The organism is Bacillus sp. 16GRE42, from assembly GCF_019837435.1.
Taxonomy (GTDB): domain Bacteria; phylum Bacillota; class Bacilli; order Bacillales; family Bacillaceae_G; genus Bacillus_A; species Bacillus_A wiedmannii.
In genome coordinates this window covers 94178-116212 of the sequence record NZ_JADAXF010000005.1, presented here as the reverse complement: position 1 = coordinate 116212, position 22035 = coordinate 94178, and the positions used below count along the sequence as shown (strand labels likewise).

The 22035-nt window shown below is 32.8% G+C and carries 10 protein-coding genes and 7 pseudogenes; 6 read left to right on the top strand and 11 right to left on the bottom strand.

Going from position 1 to position 22035, the window contains the following annotated elements:
* Positions 1 to 810 precede the first annotated feature (810 nt).
* The 4 genes and pseudogenes from nheA to ILS93_RS28995 all read left to right on the top strand — a co-directional run bounded on the left by nheA (position 811) and on the right by ILS93_RS28995 (position 5145).
* Positions 811 to 1971 (top strand): non-hemolytic enterotoxin subunit A, encoded by a 1161-nt coding sequence (nheA, locus tag ILS93_RS23730; RefSeq protein ID WP_222661449.1) that lies wholly within the window; start codon positions 811 to 813, stop codon positions 1969 to 1971.
* 54 nt (positions 1972 to 2025) lie between these two features.
* Positions 2026 to 3228 carry a non-hemolytic enterotoxin subunit B gene (gene nheB, locus ILS93_RS23725; protein ID WP_050845448.1) on the top strand — a complete coding sequence of 401 codons (1203 nt, stop codon included), beginning with the start codon at positions 2026 to 2028 and terminating at the stop codon, positions 3226 to 3228.
* A gap of 105 nt (positions 3229 to 3333) precedes the next feature.
* A pseudogene (gene nheC, locus ILS93_RS28820) lies at positions 3334 to 4410 on the top strand (non-hemolytic enterotoxin subunit C); the annotation flags it as partial.
* 30 nt (positions 4411 to 4440) lie between these two features.
* The gene (locus tag ILS93_RS28995; RefSeq protein ID WP_315971461.1) at positions 4441 to 5145 is read left to right on the top strand and encodes an RICIN domain-containing protein; all 705 of its coding nucleotides are present in this window, start codon (positions 4441 to 4443) and stop codon (positions 5143 to 5145) included.
* Positions 5146 to 5409: 264 nt separating this feature from the next.
* On the opposite strand, the pseudogene ILS93_RS28810 reads toward ILS93_RS28995, so the two are convergent.
* The 9 genes and pseudogenes from ILS93_RS28810 to ILS93_RS28800 form a co-directional block, all read right to left on the bottom strand.
* A pseudogene (locus ILS93_RS28810) lies at positions 5410 to 5499 on the bottom strand (IS6 family transposase); the annotation flags it as partial.
* A 161-nt stretch (positions 5500 to 5660) separates the two neighbouring features.
* Positions 5661 to 7523 (bottom strand): FtsX-like permease family protein, encoded by a 1863-nt coding sequence (locus ILS93_RS23715; protein WP_222661443.1) that lies wholly within the window; start codon positions 7521 to 7523, stop codon positions 5661 to 5663.
* 16 nt (positions 7524 to 7539) lie between these two features.
* A pseudogene (locus tag ILS93_RS23710) lies at positions 7540 to 8297 on the bottom strand (ABC transporter ATP-binding protein).
* Between the two features lie 504 nt (positions 8298 to 8801).
* Positions 8802 to 8942, bottom strand: a pseudogene (locus ILS93_RS29135) (Tn3 family transposase); the annotation flags it as partial.
* Between the two features lie 460 nt (positions 8943 to 9402).
* Entirely contained in the window at positions 9403 to 10950 is a 1548-nt protein-coding gene (locus ILS93_RS23700) for an NPP1 family protein (protein ID WP_222661441.1), read from the bottom strand.
* A gap of 864 nt (positions 10951 to 11814) precedes the next feature.
* Positions 11815 to 12142 (bottom strand): annotated as a pseudogene (locus tag ILS93_RS23695) (DeoR family transcriptional regulator); the annotation flags it as partial.
* 295 nt (positions 12143 to 12437) lie between these two features.
* Positions 12438 to 14684 (bottom strand): putative mucin/carbohydrate-binding domain-containing protein, encoded by a 2247-nt coding sequence (locus ILS93_RS23690; protein WP_222661439.1) that lies wholly within the window; start codon positions 14682 to 14684, stop codon positions 12438 to 12440.
* Between the two features lie 80 nt (positions 14685 to 14764).
* Positions 14765 to 15722: pseudogene (locus tag ILS93_RS23685) on the bottom strand (putative mucin/carbohydrate-binding domain-containing protein); the annotation flags it as partial.
* 801 nt (positions 15723 to 16523) lie between these two features.
* Positions 16524 to 16628 (bottom strand): annotated as a pseudogene (locus ILS93_RS28800) (IS6 family transposase); the annotation flags it as partial.
* 644 nt (positions 16629 to 17272) lie between these two features.
* Between ILS93_RS28800 and ILS93_RS23680 the strand changes: the two are divergent.
* Positions 17273 to 17638 (top strand): DUF3221 domain-containing protein, encoded by a 366-nt coding sequence (locus tag ILS93_RS23680; RefSeq protein ID WP_064474303.1) that lies wholly within the window; start codon positions 17273 to 17275, stop codon positions 17636 to 17638.
* Positions 17639 to 17992: 354 nt separating this feature from the next.
* Here ILS93_RS23680 and ILS93_RS23675 read toward each other — a convergent pair whose 3' ends face one another.
* Positions 17993 to 18466, bottom strand: coding sequence for a GNAT family N-acetyltransferase (locus tag ILS93_RS23675; RefSeq protein ID WP_064474304.1), 474 nt, complete (start codon positions 18464 to 18466; stop codon positions 17993 to 17995).
* A gap of 143 nt (positions 18467 to 18609) precedes the next feature.
* On the opposite strand from ILS93_RS23675, the gene ILS93_RS23670 reads away from it, so the two are divergent.
* A complete protein-coding gene (locus ILS93_RS23670) occupies positions 18610 to 19050 on the top strand; it encodes a MarR family winged helix-turn-helix transcriptional regulator (RefSeq protein ID WP_222661436.1) in 441 nt (146 codons plus the stop codon).
* Between the two features lie 173 nt (positions 19051 to 19223).
* Here the strand turns inward: ILS93_RS23670 and ILS93_RS23665 are convergent, their stop codons facing one another.
* The gene (locus ILS93_RS23665; RefSeq protein ID WP_222661434.1) at positions 19224 to 21962 is read right to left on the bottom strand and encodes a putative mucin/carbohydrate-binding domain-containing protein; all 2739 of its coding nucleotides are present in this window, start codon (positions 21960 to 21962) and stop codon (positions 19224 to 19226) included.
* Positions 21963 to 22035 lie beyond the last annotated feature (73 nt).

Genomic DNA, 22035 nt, shown 5'->3' with positions numbered 1-22035 from the left:
CGATATCAATATTGGGTAGTATCAAATTGGTATCATCTTTTGACAATTTTATTTTACTTTTAGACCTCACCATACCATTTCGGGAAAATTGTACGCTAAGGATTACAAACCTTTATCAATACAGTGTTTTTTTAAGATGAGTATATGTTCATAAAGATAAAATACTAAGTTTAATTGAACACTGATTTATATACACACTTTATGAACACGATTATAGCTACAAAACGTTGATATTATTGAGTTTTATCGCCTGTCCATAAACATAGATTTTCTGGACAGATGTCTCTTAACGTACATAAAACGCTTAAAATGTGTCCGATTTGTGTCCAAGTGTACGATTTTCCCAATATGGCATGGGGTACAAGCTTAGATACGCGTAAAAATCGGTCACAGGTTAAATTTTATTCCCCAACATAATTTAAGAGTATTTATTTTTACATTTTGGAAAGATAAGCACATTCAAAATCATTATAGAATTTATGACAATTAACGATGGATTTCTTAATTCATATATATCTTTTTATTATAAATATGACATTACCAAAAAAAAAATATATATTTCAAATGGCATATATATAACAAAACATAAAAAAACTAGTCACTATTATCTTATAGTGGGTGATTAATCATAAAATTGCGTATTTTCTGACGTTTATATATTCTAATAGGGGGTATCTTTTTCCATCCCCGAAAAAGGAGAATAAGAAAGAATCTAGTCAATATCTATTGCTATTCCCTTTATAAAAATAGTAATTGTAACAGACTTAATCTAGAATCTCTCTTTAAAAAATAAGAAAAGGAGGAGTTCAAGTGAAAAAAACTTTAGTTACAGGATTAATGGTTACAGCAATATTAGCAAGTCCTTCCAACTATGTAAGTGTTTACGCGGAGAAGGTGCAGTCTAAATCAGAGTCAACATATGTACAAAATGTCAAAAATGCGAATACATTATCACATTCGATTAGAACGTTAGGTTCACAATCACCTTTAGCACAAGCATATGGATTAATTATTTTACAGCAACCAACCATTAAAGGGACTGGTATGAGCAGTTTAACGAATCACCAAGAATTTGTAAAAAATCATGTTCGCGAATGGTTAGATGAATATAATCCTAAGTTAGTTGATTTAAATCAAGATATGCAGCGTTTTAGTACAAGATTCAATGGTTATTATGGTACATTATATGATTTAGCCGGAACGGTAAATACAGATGCGGAAACAAAAGTGCGTTTTGTAAATGCTTTTAATAGACTACAACAGGACGTACAAACTATCCAAGATAGTATGAACCAAACCTTATTGCAGCTAAATCGTTTTAATGATTTATTGCTTCAAGATAACAAAGGGTTTTCTGAAAAAGCAAAAATAGCAATTCAATCCTTAGAGGGGTCAGATGGAACTGTTACACAGCTAAGAGCTGATATAAAAAGACTTCAAGAAGAGATACTGGTAGAACTCGCAAAAATTTTAAATAGACCAAATGAAGTTCGTAACGGCGTTATAAATATTGGGAAGCAAGTCTTTACGATTGCGGGCGGAGCAGCTCAGACTCAAACTATAGATTTTATCTCTATTTCATCTCTTGGTGGTGGAATTTTAGATCTTTTCGACAGCCAAACAGCTGCTTCTGCTAGGATTATTGAGCAGAAACAAAAGGAATTACTACCACTAATTCAGCAGTTAGCAGAAACGCAAATTCAAGTGACTGAAATGACTTTTATTGAGGATCAAATGAATGGGTTTACTGAGATGATTAAGAGGCAAATTACTACTTTTGAATATTTGATGAATGATTGGAAAGCGCTAAATGATACAATGATCCAAATCCAACTCAATCTGAGTGCAGGGGCACACATGGATAGTGTTGGATTGCAAAATCAATTAATTCAGCTCAAAGAATTCAGTGATGAACTGTATTTGCAAACAAAAAAGTTTGAAAATTTCATTTCAAATGTAACAATAAATTAAGTTTAAGCAAAGAGTGAAATATGATTATACTGAAAGTTAAAGGAGAAGACAAAAATGACAAAAAAGCCTTATAAAGTAATGGCTTTATCCGCATTAATAACGGTAATGGCAGCAGGTAGTATCATGCCAACATATGCTTCTGCAGCGGAAAGCACGGCAAAATCAACTCCTATTCACGCTAAAACAGGTACAACGGGCGATTACCCGGATTATTCATTAGGACCAGAGGGTCTTAAAGAGGCAATAACAAATACAGGGTCAAATGCTTTAGTAATGGACCTTTATGCTTTAACAATCATTAAACAAGCAAATGCTGATTTCAATGGGCTCAATTCAATTGATACATCTTTACGAACGAAAATAATTAATGATCAAAATATTGCCAGAATAAATGCAGGGCAATGGTTAGATAAACTTAAACCGCAAATGATTTCAACGAATCAAAATATTATTAATTATAATACTAAATTTCAAAATTACTATGATACGTTAATAACAGCTGTAAACAATAAGGACAAGGAAACATTATCAAATGGACTTACAAGGCTAAATAATGATGTTGTAGCAAATAAGGCGGAAGTGGACGAATTATTAGGAGAACTGCGAGAATTCCGAAAGAAAATGGCAACAGATACGCAAAACTTTAAACAAGATGCAACTCAAATAACGTCTATTTTAGCAAGTCAAGATGCTGGAATTCCGCTGTTGCAAAATCAACTCACAACGTATCATGCTACAATTGCTGAATATAATAAACTGCTTATTGCCTCAGCAGTTGCAACGGCTTTAGGCCCACTTGCTATTATAGGCGGAGCAGTTCTAATTGGTACTGGTTTAGGAGCTAAACTAGGAGTGGTGTTCATTGTAGGTGGTTTAGGAGCAACAGCAGGTGGTATAGCGGGAATTGTTATAGCAAAGCAAGAGATGGATAAGGCTCAGGAAGAGATTAAGAATATAACAGGACAAATAACCCAGGCTCAATTAGAAGTAGCTGGTTTAACCAATCTAAAAGAGCAAACTGAATCCTTAACAGAGACTATTGATATAGCAATTACTGCACTACAAAATCTTTCAACCAAATGGGATGTAGTTGGATCAAAATATAAATCTTTACTTAAAAATATTGCAGTTATGGACCCTAACGATCTATTTTTCATAAAAGAGGATCTCGATGTGGCTAAAGATAGTTGGAAAGAAGTTAGAGATACTGCTGCAAATCTTTATGAAACCGATATTAAATTAGTAGATACAAAATAATCAATTGATTTTATGTGATAAGGGTTCCCTGTTCAAACTTGAGCAGGGAACTTCCTCACTGCTCACTAAAAGATACGAATTCTTAAAAAGCGTAGGTGGGATAATATGAATAAGAAATTGTACAAGAAATTCCTATTATCAATGATGATTGCTGGAATGGTAACAAGTAATATAGTACCACTTCATACTTTCGCGGCAGAACAAAAAGTCCATACAACTATATCGCAAGAAACCATTCATAATTATTCACTTGGTCCTGAGGGCTTTCAAGATGTACTAGCACCAGCAATGTCTAATGTACTTGTTATGGATTCATATGCCAAAACAATACGCAATCAACAAGAGACAGACCTTAGTGGTATAAGTTCTCTTAATAGTTATTTACGAGCAAACATGTTGAAGCACCAGGACGATGCAAAAAAAAACGCGACCTATTGGTTAGATAATCTTAAACCACGTATTATGAATACGAATCAAAACATTGTAAATTATAATGATACATTTCAAACACACTATAGTATTTTACTAGATGCAATAGATCAAAAAGATACTGAAAAATTGAAAACTGAGCTCGAAAAATTGTATCAAAGTATATTGACTAATAAAAGTGAAGTTAACGAGCTATTGGAACAGCTGAAAACATTCCGAAATAAAATGACAGCAGATACGCAAAACTTTAAACAAGATACAAATCAATTAACGACTATTTTAGCTAGTACAACTGCAGGTATTCCGTATTTAGAACAGCGAATTAATGGGTATAATGAGTCTATCAAAAAAAGCAATGATCAAATTATTGCAGGTTCAGTACTTTGCGCGACGTTAATAACGTGTATCATTGGTGGACCGCTGATCGCAACAGCAAAAAGTAATATTGCATCTGCTGAGCGAGAAATAGAAATTTTAAAAGCACAAATTTCTGGGGCACAAGCAGAAATAGCTATTATAACTGATGCAAAAAATAAGACTACGAATATGGCGGAAACAATTGACACAGCTATTACTTCTATACAGAAAATGTCTAATAGTTGGGATACTGTAGCAGCAAAATATAATAATTTAGTAAAAAATATCACATTCATTACCCCAGAAGAATTTGCTTTTATAAAAGCAGATCTTAATACAGCAAAAGATAGCTGGCAAGATCTTAAGAATTATGCTGATAAATTATATGAATCGGTGAAAATTGCGGAGAAAGAAGAGCAGGATCTTATGGATCGACTTCGTCCGTCAAGTGTTCAATATTTCTACAAACCGATACACAATGCCTATACATTTGAAATAAAAACGGGAGCAAATGCACCAAATGCGTCCTATAAAGTTATGAATTTAACAAAACGGACTACTCATAATATGTGGAGCGGAGGACCAAATGCAAGCATGTGGATTGACCAGCTTCCATTAAACTTAAAAGACCAATATGCAGTAATAGCAACGGTCAATGGAATGGATTATGTCATATATAAAGAAGTAGGAGAAAACATTCCTGGAGCTAATTTGAATGGTACCTATCAACTATTTTCTGCGTTAAATAATAGTAGCGTTATAGATATGGATCGATCAACGAATAATGTTACCTTATGGAGCAATAACGGCGGTAATCATCAAAAATGGAAGTTAGTATATGATTCAAATAAAAAGGCCTATCAAATTAAAAGTGTAACAAATGGAAATTTAATATTAGCTTGGAATGACTATCAAGGTTCTAGCAATGTTTTTGCTACACCTAACCAATACTATGAAGAGCATTATTGGATAGTTGAAGATACAGGAAATGGATATTTTTATTTAAAAAATAAGAAAAACTCTAGGTATTTAGATGTAACTGGTTCTGGTACTAAAGATGGAACAAATGTTATAGTATATCCATTTACAGCTAGTAATAATCAAAAATTTAAATTACAGAGACTAAATTAAATTATAAGATTCTGGTAGAAAAAAATTTCATCTTGAATTTCAATTGTTGTAAAATCGGGCATCTCTCCTGCTTCGGAAAGATGCCTCTTTTCTATTCTAACGAATGTTGGGGTACAGCCGCATGCCCATCAACTTAAGAATTTTTAAAAAAGGCGTTATTCTTTCTTAATAATATAAATGAGAAAGGGTGTCGTTTTTTTAGGTTCTGTTGCAAAAATAGTGGGATATGAAAGAAGGGTAAAAGATTCCTAGCGGTATTGAACGTTATGCTGTTAAACCAAAAAGTTCATTGATAAGATATATCTGCCTTTGGACAGACTTCTCCCCTTGGAGAGTTTGTCCTTTTTTGACCATATTTGTGAAATTACCAATGTTTCAAGATCTGCTTTATATAGAATACTACAAGACAAAACATAATAAAAAATACCCGCCCAAATTGGAAATTTTCAGATGTGGCGGGTTATTCTTTGAATCGTTTCTGTACCCCAGTTTAACATTTTGTATGTTTTGTAAAACTATTTTTCTTTCGGAAGTACAATTCTTTTATACAATTGAACTGTAATCAAGTAGTAAATTAAGTAAATCACTACGAAAATGACAAGTGGCAACCAAATTCGGAAATACGGATCAATCAAAAGTGGATTGAACATGTTCATACCAACTAATATATGAGCAATACCCACAATTGCCGGTACTAAGAATATGAAGAATAACTCTTTATAAATCGATTGTGTTAATAACCCCTGGCGGACACCGATTTTACGAAGCATTTGATAACGTGTGCTGTCTTTCGATGCACCAGATAGAATTTTAAACATTAGGCAACTTGCCATCATTGCTAGGAACGCAATTCCAACGAAGAAGCCCATAAACATGAATCCACTGGCCATACCATGACTCAGATTATACATTTGATACGTACTACCTAATTCTTCCGCTTTCACATTTTTATATTTCGCTACCTGTAATTCATCAAGTTTTTTCCATTCTTTTAAATGTGCTCCAAAATCATCTGTTTTCCCAATAAACACAGTATTTTCTTTATCCTTCATACTATCATATATGCTTGGGTCTATAATTTTTATTTTATGATCAGGATACATATAAGTTGGCTGGATTGTGAAGAAAGCTTCTTTCCATTGTTTTGTTTTCGTATTATCGTTATACAGTTTATACAGTTGTTTTGGCAATGTAAATGCATCCTTAGGAAATTCCTCTGAAACTTTCATCATCTTCCTATTTTCACTATCTTGTGCTAAAGGACGATTTTTCTCTACATCTTCTTTTATATAATATACATACTGATCATCTACTTTGTAGCGATATTCAAACTTCTCTTGAAATAAGATGCCACTCAAAATTTTCTTTTCTTCCGCTGTTGGATTATGAACGACTGAATCGTAAACTTTTTCTTTATCAGTCGTCTTTAGAACGTTATTTTTAAATGCCATACCACACGCAATTCCACCAGCGCCAAGAGCCACTAGGATTGCTACCGTTGCAAGCACCCGTGTTAGGCTATTAATTCGGAAATTCAATTGTGCAAAAGTAAAAGCATTCAGCCCTTTTTCAAGACGTTTTTTATTACTCTTTATCTTGTTAAGCATAACTGGGAGAAGTGATCCAAATAACATGTAAGTACCGACTGTTGCTGTGATTAATCCAATACCCATGAATTTAGGTACGGTTAATAGCTCTTTTTCCTGTAAATGTGCTATATGGATCAGTGATGCATACCCAATACCTAGCAAAATCAGACCAAGGAATGCAACTACATCTGTCATTTTTCCTTTTACAGCGATACGCTCTGTTTTTGCATCTGCATGTACAAGTTGTAATACAGAAATACGAGATAATTTCATACTATTCATGATTGCTGATACTATAAATAGTGCAAAGAAAAAGAGGCAAGTAATAGTCATAGATGGAATATAAAATGCTTTATAATCTTCACCAGAGAATTCCAACTGCTTCATTAATAACTGACCAATACCTTCTGCAAGCCCTACACCAACTGCGATTCCGATTGCAAGAGATGCGGCACCTATTACGATTGTTTCAATAAACATAAGTAAGGTAACTTTATGCTTTTTTGCCCCTAACATCATGTACATACCAAATTCTTTTTGGCGAAGAGATAATAAGAAAGAATTTGCATATAAAATATAGAAAAACGTTACAATCGCTAATAAAAAAGAACCGATTTGGAATGCAATTGCAACCGTATTAGCATGTGGATTGGATTCAAGGAACGCTTTATTTAGTGATAACGTTTGAAACATATAAAAAGTAGAAATAGATACGATAAGACCAACAAGTAAGACAATATAGTCTTGCAACTTACTTTTTAGTCCTGACATGGAAAGTTTAAATAACATACATGAGCCTTCTTTCTTACGCTTTTTGTGTTCCTAAGTCTACAAGCACGTCTAAAATTTCTTTATAGAACTCTTCACGTGAACCACCACGGTGAATTTCTTTATATAGCTCACCATCTTGAATGAATAAAATACGCTGACAGTAACTTGCACTGTACGGATCATGCGTAACCATCATAATCGATACACCTTGTTCTTTATTTAAGTTTGTCATCGCATCTAGTAAACTTGTTGCATTTTTAGAATCAAGCGCTCCTGTTGGCTCGTCCCCTAAAATAATTGCTGGTTCACTAACGCGCGCGCTGCTGCTGAACGTTGCTTCTGTCCACCAGATACTTCAGATGGATACTTTTGAAGTATTGCTGAAATGCCTAACATATCAGCTACTTTTTCTACTTTCTGTCCAATATTTCGTGATGAAACACCTTGAAGGGAAAGTGGAAGAGCGATGTTTTCGTAAATAGATAAGTTCTCCAATAAGTTAAAGTCTTGGAAAATGAATCCTAACTTTTGTGAACGGAAATCAGAAAGTTCACCTTGTTTCATTTTCGTAATATCTGTTCCTGCAATTTCAACAACGCCGCCCGTTGCTTTATCTAACGTTGAAATTACGTTTAATAATGTCGTTTTACCAGAACCAGATGGTCCCATAATTCCGACAAACTCACCCTCTTGAATTGAGAATGATACACGTTTTAACGCGTGTGATTGGTTCTCACCTTTTTTACCGTACACTTTTTGAACGTTTTTCACGTCTACAACTGGTTTCGTCATATATATCCTCCTACGCTTGTTTTACCATTATCTATTTTGCGCTTTGGGGAGGGGAACTGTAATTGATTTATATAACATTAACCTTACATTTTCGTAAGAATCCATTCATTCGGTAATGAGTTCTGTGGTATATAATGGGGTATTTTTTTCGCTTGAAACCATCTACTTAAATATGGGAAGGATACACATAAAAAACAACAAATGCTGATCGGATTGTTACAATGAAGGATAAATGGTTTAAATGACATCAAATATACACTTTTATGAACAATATCGCTTATATAACATAAATATATTGATTTTCAAACGTTAGGAATATGCGATATTAATTTGCTTATTCCCCCATCTCGAGGGGATGGGCAAAAACACCTTACTTATACTATCGCAATTTCTGGTAACTTACATGTAGAGGTATCGCCTAATATAAAAAAATGTAATGTTAATGAAATGTAATTCCATCGATACTATAAATGAAATTATATAAAATGAATAACACAGATGTTGCAAACTGCTCGCTCTATGTAATTGGTCCTCATAAGAACAAACACGAATTTCTCCAAATCGATTGAAAAATACAGCTTGAGCAAGAGCATGTTTACTTTCTCCTTTATTTAATTCTACATGAACTTTTCTCCCACATTCAACAAATATTTATGACGATTATTCCTGTAATAGCGCGAAGAAATTGAGTTGGATATATAAAACAGAGATACTCCCATTTTTTCGGTTCGGGGGTATTTCGTTTTTGTTAGCTTGATGGCGATGTGGTGCTACCCCTTCATTTAAAAAACTTTGCAACAGCACTAGATGGACAATTAGCAATTAAAAATACAAAAATCCATTATTATGAAATGATGCTACGGGCCAGAACAGCTACCCCATCACTAGGCCTATATAAAAAAAACCGAAGTCATGGCTCAGACTTCGGTTTTTCAGCTGTACTTAACCCCACCTTTTTATCTCTTAACAAAACTTTGCAACAGAACACTATATTTCCTATTAATATAGTTAATCCAATCGAGCAAGCCGAAAAAAAATTTTGAAGTATGCATACTCATTTTCTAATTAGATTAATATAAAAGGAATAGAAACGTTATAATATTTTTTAGTTTGAAAGAGCGTAGAATTTTACTTTAAATGTACCGTTAGAAGTATATCCACTAGGAGGACCTGAGATATACAAATTCTTTCTATCATCTCCTGAAGGGATCGTTAGAATAGAACCATCTCTAACATTTGACCAAATTATAGGGTCTGTACCTGATTTATCTCTTGAGATTTTAAATGACAAAGAGGTAGCACCTGCTCCTTCTAAAACAACTCGTACTTTGGTACCTGCCGCGAGATGTTCAAGTGAAAAATTATTACTTGATCTACTGCTTTGACCAGGCTGTGCCTTATAGAGTGACTCCACTTCTCTTGTTAAAGTCCCTGTTACATTAGACAATTGGAATGTTTGATTATTACCACCATGGAAATTATATACTGTAACATTTGTTCCATTTGCAGTACCATAACCACTTACATCTAACACTTTGTTTTGATCCTTCTTATTCCTTACATAATAATATCCATTTCCTGCTTCTGTTGGTATCCAATATTGCTCTTCCTTATTTTGATTAGATGTAGCAACTACATTATTAGAACCATTAAGATCATTCCAAGCTAATACTAAATTTTGATTTGCTATATTTTTAATTTGGTATGCTGATTTATTTGAATCATATACTAGCTTCCATTTTTGATTATTAGCGTTGCCATTTTGCCACAATTGAACATTTCCATCTGCTTGATTTAAGTCAACGACACTACTATTATTTAAAATAGAAACTAATTGATAAGTACCACCATCTTCCAGTTCCGGTGCATAAGGGTCAAAGTTAATGGGTGGCTTTGCGTTAGCAAGGGCTTTTTCAAATCTTCCATCTTTGATCTCAAGTGTTGCATCTCCAAAGTTCGTAGTCATTAGTTTTTCACGAATATTTGGGCTTGGATAGCCATTCCAACCAACCATTGGTAGTTGGAGCCACTGGTGATAATAGTTTTCTGGCGGCTCGTCATTGCTATTAGCCAGGCGAAAAGCATGTGTCGAGCCGCCGTCCTTATGGTATACAATTTTCGGGTGGTTTCCATCGAATCTAACGTTTGAGCGAGGGTTAGTGTACCAATTACCATGTGCTGAATAAGTTACATATTGAACCTGACTATCTTTAACCCAAACTATTGTGTGTTCCCAGTCATGTCGATGTCCAAGCGCACCAGGGCCCGAAGTTGATTGATCTTTCTCAAAGTAACTCGCATACATAATGGCAGTCCAACCATTATTTGATTTGGCCCGAGAATAAGTGTTTGAATTTTCCAGTCGGTTAACATCTCTACAGACACTTTCCGGGGAACCGCCCAAACTTAGGCCAGGGTTAGTCGTGCCATCTGGAGAAATTGCTGCAGTCGCATAACACCCGTCTGTGTCGTAGTCATACACAGGAGCATAATCTAACTCTATCTTTGACGCATTTTGTGGAAGTGCCTTGATTACATCCCCATATGCTTTTGGGGTAGAAAGAAAACTCTTATCAAATTCTCCACCTAAGTTGAATGCAAATGTACTCAATACTATTAACGCAGTCATTACTATTTTTGATATTAATTTCATGTTCCCCCTCCTAGTTATATAAATAACATACATCGTAAAGGTCAACCTGTGTCTAAACGTAAAAATCCTCAAAATAGCGTGGTGACCCCTAAATATATATCATAAAGTTTATTTTATCCCATTTGCATTTCTTTTTTATTGAGAAATACAATTCAAATCAGTGTTATATTCAGAAATAGATAAAGCACTATTTCGAAGGCCTTCTATTATTCTAATTTTTATTTAAGAGTTCTCTTTTGCTTATATATAATAAAAAAGAATCCTTATTATAAGGATTCTGCAACATCCCAAACAATGCAGTATCCATTAAGCGGATTATTTAGGCAAAAAATTAAATGTAGACTATTGTTTAAGTATTTTATTTTTTATTAAACATTACGATACGTGAAATTTTGTGTTTCCCTTATTAAAAAAGCCCCCCTAGATCTTACACCTATGAGAGCTACCTAAGGGTATTTAGACTTTTGACTTCATTCTATTGTAACAGGCTCTCAACAATTTGTAATTTGTCTTCCATTTTTCAGCCCTTCTTTCAATGATTATTAATAGGGTGCTTTTGCCCATCCTCCGAAAATGCGGATTTACACCGAAAAATATTTTGCTACATTTACAATTCTTATTTAAAGTAAAGTACTAATAAAGTTAATCCTATTGACATAAGGCTTTCTATCTTACCGTACAATTTTCTTTTTTTAATCGTGTCAGGCCTTGAAGAGATTGGTATGCCCGCTAGAAACAAGATACATGCAAAAATGGGTCAAAGGCCATATTTTATGTCTATCAGTTATTTTCAGTTGAAAATAACCCCCTCGCGATAAATAAAAAGGAAAGAGATTGATAAAGAGCCTCTTCCTTTTTGCATAAAAAAATGGCGTATACACTTGCCTTAAATGGTTCAGATGCATTTTTAGGATTCGCAATATACAATGATCTCGCGGATATTACACTTGTTCTATTACCGCTTAATACATCGTGAAAAACAATGTGATCTGTACCAGCAGATACATCTTTCATAACATTAAAACTAATAAAATCTGGATCTCCTCCACCCTCAATTTCCCACTTTAAATATTTTGTACCTGAAGGAAAGCTCTCCGTACTAAAGTTCCCCCTTGAGCGGTTTTTTTTGTCCATCTAAAGGCTTGGGTTGAGATAATACAGTTGCTACTAATTGTTGTGCTTTTGTTTCCATATTACAGTCCCCTTTGCTTAATATATTTTAGTTAGATTACTACCGTAACCTAACTAAAATATTTAACTAATAGAAAAAATAGGTATTGAGAAAATGTAATTTCTTAGGCATCTGAAATTTGTTTATTCGTGAATTATGGCATAAACTTGTATTTTAATTTTAGATGGTGTAATTGTTACAATAATACATTTTAAAAAAACCATCGATTCATTAAATACGCTAAGTTGGGTTGCCATACATGTCCATCAATTTATATTGTCTCCATTCTTAAGTTTTGGGGAATGCCATCAGCCCCCTATGTCAGTGGATTCCATAATGCCAAAGCGAATATCCAATTTGGGTCACCATTTCCTTGATGATTTTGAATAGCTTCATACACTTTCCCTTGATGTTCTACTTTATCTCCCTTTGTATACGCCTTCTTTGGATCCCATTTCTCATAAGATGTATTTTGATCTTTTGTTTTTACCGGAAGAATGTTACTTTGAATTGATGTATTTCCAGCTGCATCTACGGCCTTCACTGCATATTTATATTCCTTATTAACTGTTAAGTTTTGATCAGTAAACGTCGTTCCTTGTATCGTTTGAATCAATTGTCCATCACGTAATACCTGATATTCTTTTACACCTACATTATCTGTAGAAGGATTCCATTTTAGCTCTATACTGTTAGAAGTAAGGTTGCTTGCATATAATCCTTGTGGCTGTGTGGGAGCTTCCGTATCTGGTTTCGGATTAACAATTTGATTTACTTTCTTCAATCCATCCTTTGTAACTTCATAAATTGCTTTTTTATCAAAGTTTTCACGTTTATTATTCTCTAAATTTATTAATGTTGCCCTCTCTCTGCCTTCTAGATGTGTAAGTTCAATAAAATCGCCGATCTTTACTGGAACTTTTTGTGTTTCAGCATTTTGCTGTTTATTCCCATAAACCTCTTTGTTATATACCACTTTACCTGATGTGTTTTGCACTTTAATACTTGCATATGTACTATCAAAGTAGTTATGTGGTACACCTGCTTTTAGATCAATTTGCATTTCTTCTGTTGATTTATTTAAATTTACTTTCGCAAATTCAAAATCGCCAATCCCTTTCAGTGACCATGCAAATTGGTCTCCTTCTAAGATACCATCTCTAATTGGTACATGGTCTTTTATTTGAGTAATAAGATCCATCATCGGTCGCGGTTCATTCGCAAAGACGGAAATGATACTGTTATTTAATTCTTTCCACTCAGCATCTGTTACATTTGGATTTTGTAACATAAGGGAAACGTAATCATTCCATACTAAAAAATTGATTGGTAAAATATTGGTGGATATTTTATAAATTGCAATTTTATTATCTGTTGAAGTCATCACTTTCGCTAACCAGCGTAATCGCTCTGATTGATCTAGTTTTACTGGGTCACGTTCAGCATTTTCAAATAGTAGCATATACGGCACTTGATTTGTCGGGCTATTATCTGACCAAGGAATAACAGTTGCATCATGACGGCTCGACTGACCCCATCCAGATATATCATATCCTAAATTCCAAGAAGATGGCTTGTTATTCCATATAAGTGCACAATGTCCAGGTTGTCCAACAGGCATAGCTGCCACTCCAAATGCTTGGCTTACTTGCGTACCAAACTTCGAAATATTACCGCATACCCCGCCAAATCTATAAATGGAAGAAAGATTCCAACCTAAACCGTAGAATGCATCATTTCCAGCTTGAATACTAACTCCATCTTTGTTATGGGTTACATAATCAATCAAATATGCACTTTCCCCTACCTTATCTTGGTTTTTAAGTTCTGGATGTTCCGTATTAATCATATTTCTTGCCCAAGTTAAATCTTCTTCTGGTGACCAAGTATTCACTACTAATCTTAAATGCCAAACATCATATGTTCTAAAGCAAGGAAGTAACTCATTATTTTGATCTGCTGATTTATAATGTTGGTACCTTGTTAATGGATTAATAGGTTGATTGTTTGTCCAATATTTTATAGGTTCAGCATGAGCTAACGATGTAGCTACCGCTAATTTCAAATACAACCCTTCGTGAGAATCTGCATCCGCATTCCAGATTGTATTCCATATCTCAAGTGCATTTACAGGATTTTTTCCCGTTGGACTACCACCTTCAAGATAGGTATTCATCACGCTTGTATTTTTCATAGCCCAGCTAAGAAATTTCTGATGGTCAGCATCTTTTTTGGCAAATGCATCCATTGTTGCACCACCTGTTTGTGATATGAATTGCCACTGAGCCAAAGCTGCTGCAAATACTGGGTCTGCAAGCTTCTTTTTCAAGTTTTCTTCAGTCATACCCCCAACATTTCCATTTAAATATGCTGTGAGATTTTTCAAATGGGCTTCAAAATTACCATTTGCAATGGATTGATCTGTCTGTTGATTCAATGTTTCTAAAGTGAATGTTTCTTGATTGAATGACATTGTTTCAGCTGAAACCTTTGTATGCGGAATCGTAGCAATACTTCCTAAAATAATAGGCATAGTTAATAATAAAGATGAAATCCTTTTCAAAATAATTTCTCCTTTTTTGTTTTTGACTTTTGACTGTTGCATGATTCTCATTTATATAAAATAATTCCCATGCCATCAACTTAAAAATTCAAAATAAGCGGGCTCCATAACGATAAAGCAAATATCCAATTTGGGTCACCATTTCCTTGATGATTTTGAACAGCTTCATACACTTTCCCTTGATGTTCTACTTTATCTCCCTTTGTATATGCCTTCTTCGGATCCCATTTTTTATAAGATACATTTTGATCTTTTGTTTTTACCGGAAGAATGTTACTTTGAATTGATGTATTTCCAGCTGCATCTACAGCCTTCACTGTATATTTATATTCCTTACTAGCTGTTAAGTTCTGATCAGTAAATGTTGTTCCTTGTACCGTTTGAATCCATTGTCCATCATGTAATACCTGATATTCTTTTATACCTACATTATCTGTAGGAGGATTCCATTTTAGCTCTACACTGTTAGAAGTAACGTTGCTTGCATATAGTCCTTGTGGCTGTGTGGGAGCTTCTGTATCTAGTTTCGGATTAACAATTTGATTTACTTTCTTCAATCCCTCTTTTGTAATCTCATACACCACTTTATTCCCAAAACTTTCATGAATGTTTTTTTTTCATATTTGTAATAGTGGCTCTATTCGCACCTTCAAAATGTGTGAACTCAATAAAATCGCCTACTTTTACCGGAATTTTTGCTTGCTCAGCATTATGTTGCTTATTTCCATAAATTTCTTTGTTATATACCACTTTACCTGATGTATTTTGCACTTTAATACTTGCATATGTACTATCAAAGTAGTTATGTGGTACACCTGCTTTTAAATCAATTTGCATTTCTTCTGTTGATTTATTTAAATTTACTTTCGCAAATTCAAAATCTCCAATCCCTTTCAGCGACCATGCAAACTGGCTTCCTTCTAAAATATTCGAAGAATTCGGTGTATCTGGTTTAATCGGATTAGAATCTGTACTTTTCCAAATTTCAGCCATTAAATTTGGATACCCTAGTGCCGCTATTTTTTGGATTGTATCATTTTTTAACACGGATACTTTTTGTTGCTGCGCTTGTTCTTCCGCAAAGATTTCTAATGAGGGCGTTATTCCAATAGTAAACATAGATAATGTGGCGGTTACCATCACTAAATTTTGTATTTTTCGTTTCTGTCACCTTTTCATAATATCCCTCCGCTATATTTCTAGATACTTAAAATATGAATATGTAAGTAATAAATATTACTTACATATTCATATTATCTATTTACACATATTTACACAATTTAACATAAATATACTCATTTATATAAGAAAATAGATACATTTCAATTCAATTAAAAAGAAGAATAATCAAATGAATGTATGAGAAAAAACAGATTTTAATACATTTATTTTAAAAAAAACATAAAATATATAAAAATGTCGAAATATTAACACACTATGTTCTCATAAAAAAACTTCTAGACAGTTATAACTAATCACCTAAACTCAGATATAACAGTACTTTAAAAAGAACGTCATCCTAATTGGGATCACCATATCATTTTGATGAATTTATACGCTAAGAAATTTATAAATGAAGAAATCATTTATGTAAAATTAAACAAATGTTTGTTTAATTATTTTAGTTATGGATCAATTTGTGAGATATGAGTATGGTTGTTTGAGTTGCGGGGTTCAATTGTCTGCTTAGTTAATTTCTCATTTATTATATAAATCTTATATAGCAAAGAAAAAAGCATCCGCTACGGATGCTTCCTCTAAAAATTTATAATATGTGATTTTAAATATTCTATTTTTTTTGGTCATGGATTGTCCCATCTTTTTCTAGAATATCCGCATCAACAAATAACGAAAATTTAGGTTGTACCGTGGGTACCATCTTACCGTTAATAAGATAATAGTAGGTTGATAGTGCTTGCATATGAAAATTTTTTCCTTTTTCATACCGATCACATACTTTTTTTAGAGTAATAGCATCAGTATGTCCAAGATGTAGAGATTTTTTGCAATTCCCATAAAATTTTTCGCACCAGAACTTTTAATTATACATCAATATTTAATTTTCTTTTATAGATAAAATAAATCCCTAATAACCCAAAAATAGATAAATATTTCCATATATACATAATATTACATTTTTAAATAATCTCATTATACTACTAAAAAATACAAAAAATTATCTATATTTAGTCAAAATGTATCTAGTCTTCTATTTAAGATATAAGTTTTTTAGCCAAACTAGATTATTAGAATCGACACTTTTGTGTACATTTATATTACTTATGATTTACCGTTAATTCCCAACTTACAAAAATGGTATATATTTATTAATTTTCACTCGATTTTACGTAGTTTATGAGAAGAAATATATTATTTTTGAAGGTACAATTAATAGTTAATTTGGTGAATTATAACATATATTATCTTTAAATAATACCCAGTTGAAAAAACAATGGATCAATTGTGACATAATTGTTAGATTTAGGAATATCAGAATACATTCTATATATAAATAGAAAGGTGATCGTGTACGGATAAAATATAAGGGGGATTTATATTATGTTTTCAAAAAACAAAAATTAGTAACAATGGTAACCACTTTAACACTAGGATGTGGATTAGCTTTTGGATTAACTCCTATTTCGGCAGATTCTATAAGTAACCCTACTCCTATTAACGAAGAACAAATACGAATACAGATACCTTTCACTGGATATGTTATTTCAGCAGATGATAATTATTTAGTTGTAGCTGACACTAACACAAAAGTGGAGGCACTCTCTTATCAAAATAATTGGTGGGAATTAGCCTCTCAAAATAAAATCTTACGTGTCCCTATTACTAGCAAAGATAACTACAGCGTAGGTGAAAAACTAAACATATTTTCCGTAGGATGGACTCACTCTATTCCACCAATTGCTGCTATGCCTGTTATCGAAAAAATAATTGAATAAATTATATATTTTTTATAAAAGAAGATAGCCATTATTTGTAATACTGAAACTAAGATAATTAAATAAACATCATTATTACTACACGACGACACATGTTGTTTAACAATGTAGTTTTAAGGCGTATCAACACTTTGCATGATACGCCTATTTTTCATGGTTTTTCCTTCGTTTTATCACTACATTTTGTAGATTTATCAAAACTTTTATCGCTACATTTGAGTTTTTTTCATCACTTTTAAATAGCCAGTTTAAGAGAGGCAATTGATTGCTTAGTTGAAATTCATGTTTGTATTTGTGTCAAAATAAAGCTCCTTCAATACTTCCTTTTTATAGATGCGTTTAATACACCTAATTTTAAAAAGATTTTATATACCATGCATTCATAGTGGAGTGTTCAGAACCTGGTAGGGGGGCATTTAAAAGTATAAATCCAAATTTTTCATATAATAGACATGCAGTTTTTAATTCATGCATTGTTTCTAAATAGCACTTTTCATAATGTTTAGAGGCAAATGACAAAGCTGTTTCCATTAGTTTCTTGGAAAACCCTAGACCTTGTGCTTTTGGACTTAAGTATAGCTTTTGTAATTCGCAAACTTTATCATATTCGTTAAACGGTGCTATACCAATTCCACCAACAACTTCTCCTTCCATTTCTACTAACCAATAGTTCGCATGTTTTAGATTATTATAATATTGATGTAGGTCATTAAGTTGAGGGTCAAAATAAGCTGTTCCAGGAAGCGCTAATCCAAGTGATTTTAATGAATCTTGTATAATTTCTTTTACTTTTGCATTGTCTTCTTTTTTCATTTTTCGAATAATCATATACGATCTCCTTCAATTAGGTTTTAATAAAGATTGCGACAGATTTTTGAAAATGGCATCCTTAAAACATTGACTAAGTCCACATTTTAAGGGTACAGTTATATTAATATTAAACGTGGACTTAGTCAACTAAAGGAGGATCTATGGATAAAAAAATTACTTATGACATCAGACAATTCAACCGTTTTTATACAAAGGTACTTGGTCTATTTAATAACCAGATTCTAGATACAGATTATTCATTAACCGAAACACGAATACTATTTGAAATAAGCGAAAGAACAGAGTGTATTGCGAATAATCTTGTGCAAGAACTTAATATTGATAGAAGCTATATGAGCAGAATTTTACGTAGATTTGAGAAGGAAGGATTAATAGAGAAAAGAAGCTCAATAAAAGACAGCAGAAAAAACTTTCTCTTTTTGACAAAAAAAGGAGAGGAACTACTAGATATAATTCATATTCAGTCAGATGAACAAATAAATCAATTGTTTAACGGACTAAGTGATAGTGAGATTAATGAAATTCGTATTTCCATGATGATAATAAAAGAAAAATTGGATAAAAATATTAAACAAAGATAGATGTGTCAATCCTTAGAACATTAGCTATAACTTGTTTTTTTGAATAGGTATAAATATATAAAATATCTAATGTGCCTATAGAATTCATCATACATCATTATCAATAGTTAACTCTTTTTTAATAATAAAAAAGATGTCCAAAAAAAATTATATTTTTTAGACATCTTTTTAATCTATTTTGTTAATAATCCCGTAGAAGTAACTTGATATGTTCTTTTCTTACCCATAAATTCCTGTTTACTATTCTCAAGATTAATTAGTAAAGCTCTTGTCTTTTCCTTTTGTGCTTCTCCTTCTATATGGGTAAATTCTATATAGTCTCCTATTTTTACTGGAACAGTTTGAATTTCAGCGGCTTGTTGTCTATTTCCTACAATTTCTTTATTGTACAAAATATTGCCCGATGAGTTTTGAACTTTAATGCTTGCATACGTACTAGTAAAATAGGAGTGTGGTATACCGGCTTCTAATTTGATCTGCATTTTTTCTGTTGCTTTGTTATACTCTACTTTTGCGATTTCTCGATCATTATATCCCTTTAAAGACCATGCAAATTGATTTCCATCTAAAACTGTTGCTTCTGGCATTTTTTCTACTTTCTTCAGACCTTCTTTTGTAACTTCGTATATGGCTTTTTTTCCAAAGCTCTCTTGCTTACTATTATCGACATTTGTGAAAGTAGCTCTATGCACACCTTCTAAATGTGTTAACTCGATATAATCTCCTACTTTGACTGGTACCTTTTGTGATTCAGCATTTTGCTGTTTGTTTCCATAAATGTCTTTATTGTATACTACTTTCCCCGATGCATTTTGTACTTTAATACTCGCGTATGTTTCATTAAAATAATGATGCGGTATGCCTGCTTTTAAGTCGATTTGCATTTCTTCTTTGGACTTATTGAAATTGATTTTAGCAAACTCGAAATCACTGATTCCTTTTAGCGACCATGCAAATTGATTTCCATCCAAAATTGTTGCTTCTGGCATTTTTTCTACTTTCTTCAAACCTTCTTTTGTAATTTCGTATATGGCTTTTTTTCCAAAGCTCTCTTGTTTACTATTATCAACATTTGTGAGAGTAGCTCTATGCACACCTTCTAGATGTGTTAACTCGATATAATCTCCTACTTTGACTGGAACCTTTTGCGATTCAGCATTTTGTTGTTTGTTTCCATAAATGTCTTTATTGTATACTACTTTCCCTGATGCATTTTGTACTTTAATACTCGCGTATGTTTCATTAAAATAATGATGTGGTATGCCTGCCTTTAAATCAACTTGCACTTCTTCTGTCGACTTATTGAGATTGATTTTAGCAAACTCGAAATCGCTAATTCCTTTTAGTGACCATACAAACTGCTTTCCTTCTAAAATATTAGAAGAGTTCGGTATATCTGGATTAAAACCTAAGTTATCTAATATAGATTTTAGATCAGGTAAAACACCTATTCTATCATTCCATGGATCTTGAGATTTTGTTCCTGTATTTGGATTACTTAAGATATTTCTTAATTCGGCTGGTGTATAAGGAGAACCTCGGTGTTCTTTAGCAATACCTTGAATCGAAGTTGCTGCCCCAGCAATAATTGGTGAAGCACTTGATGTTCCACTAAATGTTGATGTATATAAATTTGTATTATTTTGACTTGGATTTGCAGATGTTGTATCAACATTTTCTCCCCATCCATATACATCTAATCGGCTTCCATAATTTGAAAACCATAAACGTTTATGTGGAACAGTTGATGATCCCGCCCCAACCATAATAGCACCTGAATCCTTAAAGTCTGGACTATTTCGATTTAAGATTTTTTTTCCATTACGATTTTTAAAATTATCTAAGTCGTTTGAACCATTTGCGCCAGCTTCTATAATAATAATCCCTTTATCTGTACCAACACGAATCGCATCAAAAATATCTGGATGTACTTCTACAGGTAAATATTTCTCCCCATACCCATCATACGAAGCTTGTGCCTCTAATAAAAGAATATCCCCTGCTTGTAAATTATGTACAGCACTTAAAATGGCATCCGCTGTATTATAAATTCCATTATCCCTGATTTGGGATATTACTTTTACATTTGCTCTTGGTGCAATTCCAATATTTCCAATTTGATTATCTTCGGATGAAACAATTCCTAATACAGAAGTACCATGAGCTCTATGCTGACTTATATTTTGTCCAGACATAAGCTTTATATTTTTATTGACTAAATCCTCATGGTTCAATAACCATCCATATTCCATATCCACAAAAGTAGTACCCTTTCCGTCACCACCTTTAATGCTCCAAGCATGCGAGGCATTAATTCCCTTTGGTGCTGCTTCAAGATATCCTTGATTTTTAAATCTAGGATCATCGTACGGATTAACAGATAAATCTGGTAACTGTTGTATTTCAGGGGGTGTCAAAATTTGTTTTTCTTGTATATAAGCTTCCTCTACAAGAGGTGATGTTTCAAATTTTTTCAGTAATAATTCTATTTCTATGTTATTAGGAGCTTGTACAATATAATAATTTAATAGATTGTTAGCTGATTGATTAGCAAATGATTTAGAGTGTAATGATAACTTTTCAATCTCTATCGGATTTACAGATGAGAACAGGCGATTTAAAGTAAGTTCCGTATTTTCGGAAAATAACTTCTTTAAATTGTTATCATAATTCCCATTTTTTATTCGTTTCTCAATACCATCTTCATAAGGTAAGTCAATTTCATTTTTAAACTTTACAATTAATTGTTCTTCCTGTGAATCTCTTTTATTAGAATCTGTTTCTTTGTATGTGACATTATAAGATTCCGCGTAAACTTTATTATGAATTCTATCATTTTGTAGTATTAGATCTGTTCCTACAAATGTTGTCATTGCAATTGATGAAATTAGAAACCCTTTGAATATGTTCATACTATACCCGCCAATCTATTTTCTCTTGAGCATTTTTTAATGCGTATAATAGTTAAGATTTATATATATTATA

What these genes read in the sequence shown, in the direction of transcription:
- ILS93_RS23700 (WP_222661441.1), bottom strand. Translation starts at nt 10,950, where the DNA reads ATGAAATTAATATCAAAAATAGTAATGACTGCGTTAATAGTATTGAGT.
- ILS93_RS23715 (WP_222661443.1), bottom strand. Translation starts at nt 7,523, where the DNA reads ATGTTATTTAAACTTTCCATGTCAGGACTAAAAAGTAAGTTGCAAGAC.
- ILS93_RS23670 (WP_222661436.1), top strand. Translation starts at nt 18,610, where the DNA reads ATGGATAAAAAAATTACTTATGACATCAGACAATTCAACCGTTTTTAT.
- ILS93_RS23675 (WP_064474304.1), bottom strand. Translation starts at nt 18,466, where the DNA reads ATGATTATTCGAAAAATGAAAAAAGAAGACAATGCAAAAGTAAAAGAA.
- nheB (WP_050845448.1), top strand. Translation starts at nt 2,026, where the DNA reads ATGACAAAAAAGCCTTATAAAGTAATGGCTTTATCCGCATTAATAACG.
- ILS93_RS23665 (WP_222661434.1), bottom strand. Translation starts at nt 21,962, where the DNA reads ATGAACATATTCAAAGGGTTTCTAATTTCATCAATTGCAATGACAACA.
- ILS93_RS28995 (WP_315971461.1), top strand. Translation starts at nt 4,441, where the DNA reads ATGGATCGACTTCGTCCGTCAAGTGTTCAATATTTCTACAAACCGATA.
- ILS93_RS23680 (WP_064474303.1), top strand. Translation starts at nt 17,273, where the DNA reads ATGGTAACCACTTTAACACTAGGATGTGGATTAGCTTTTGGATTAACT.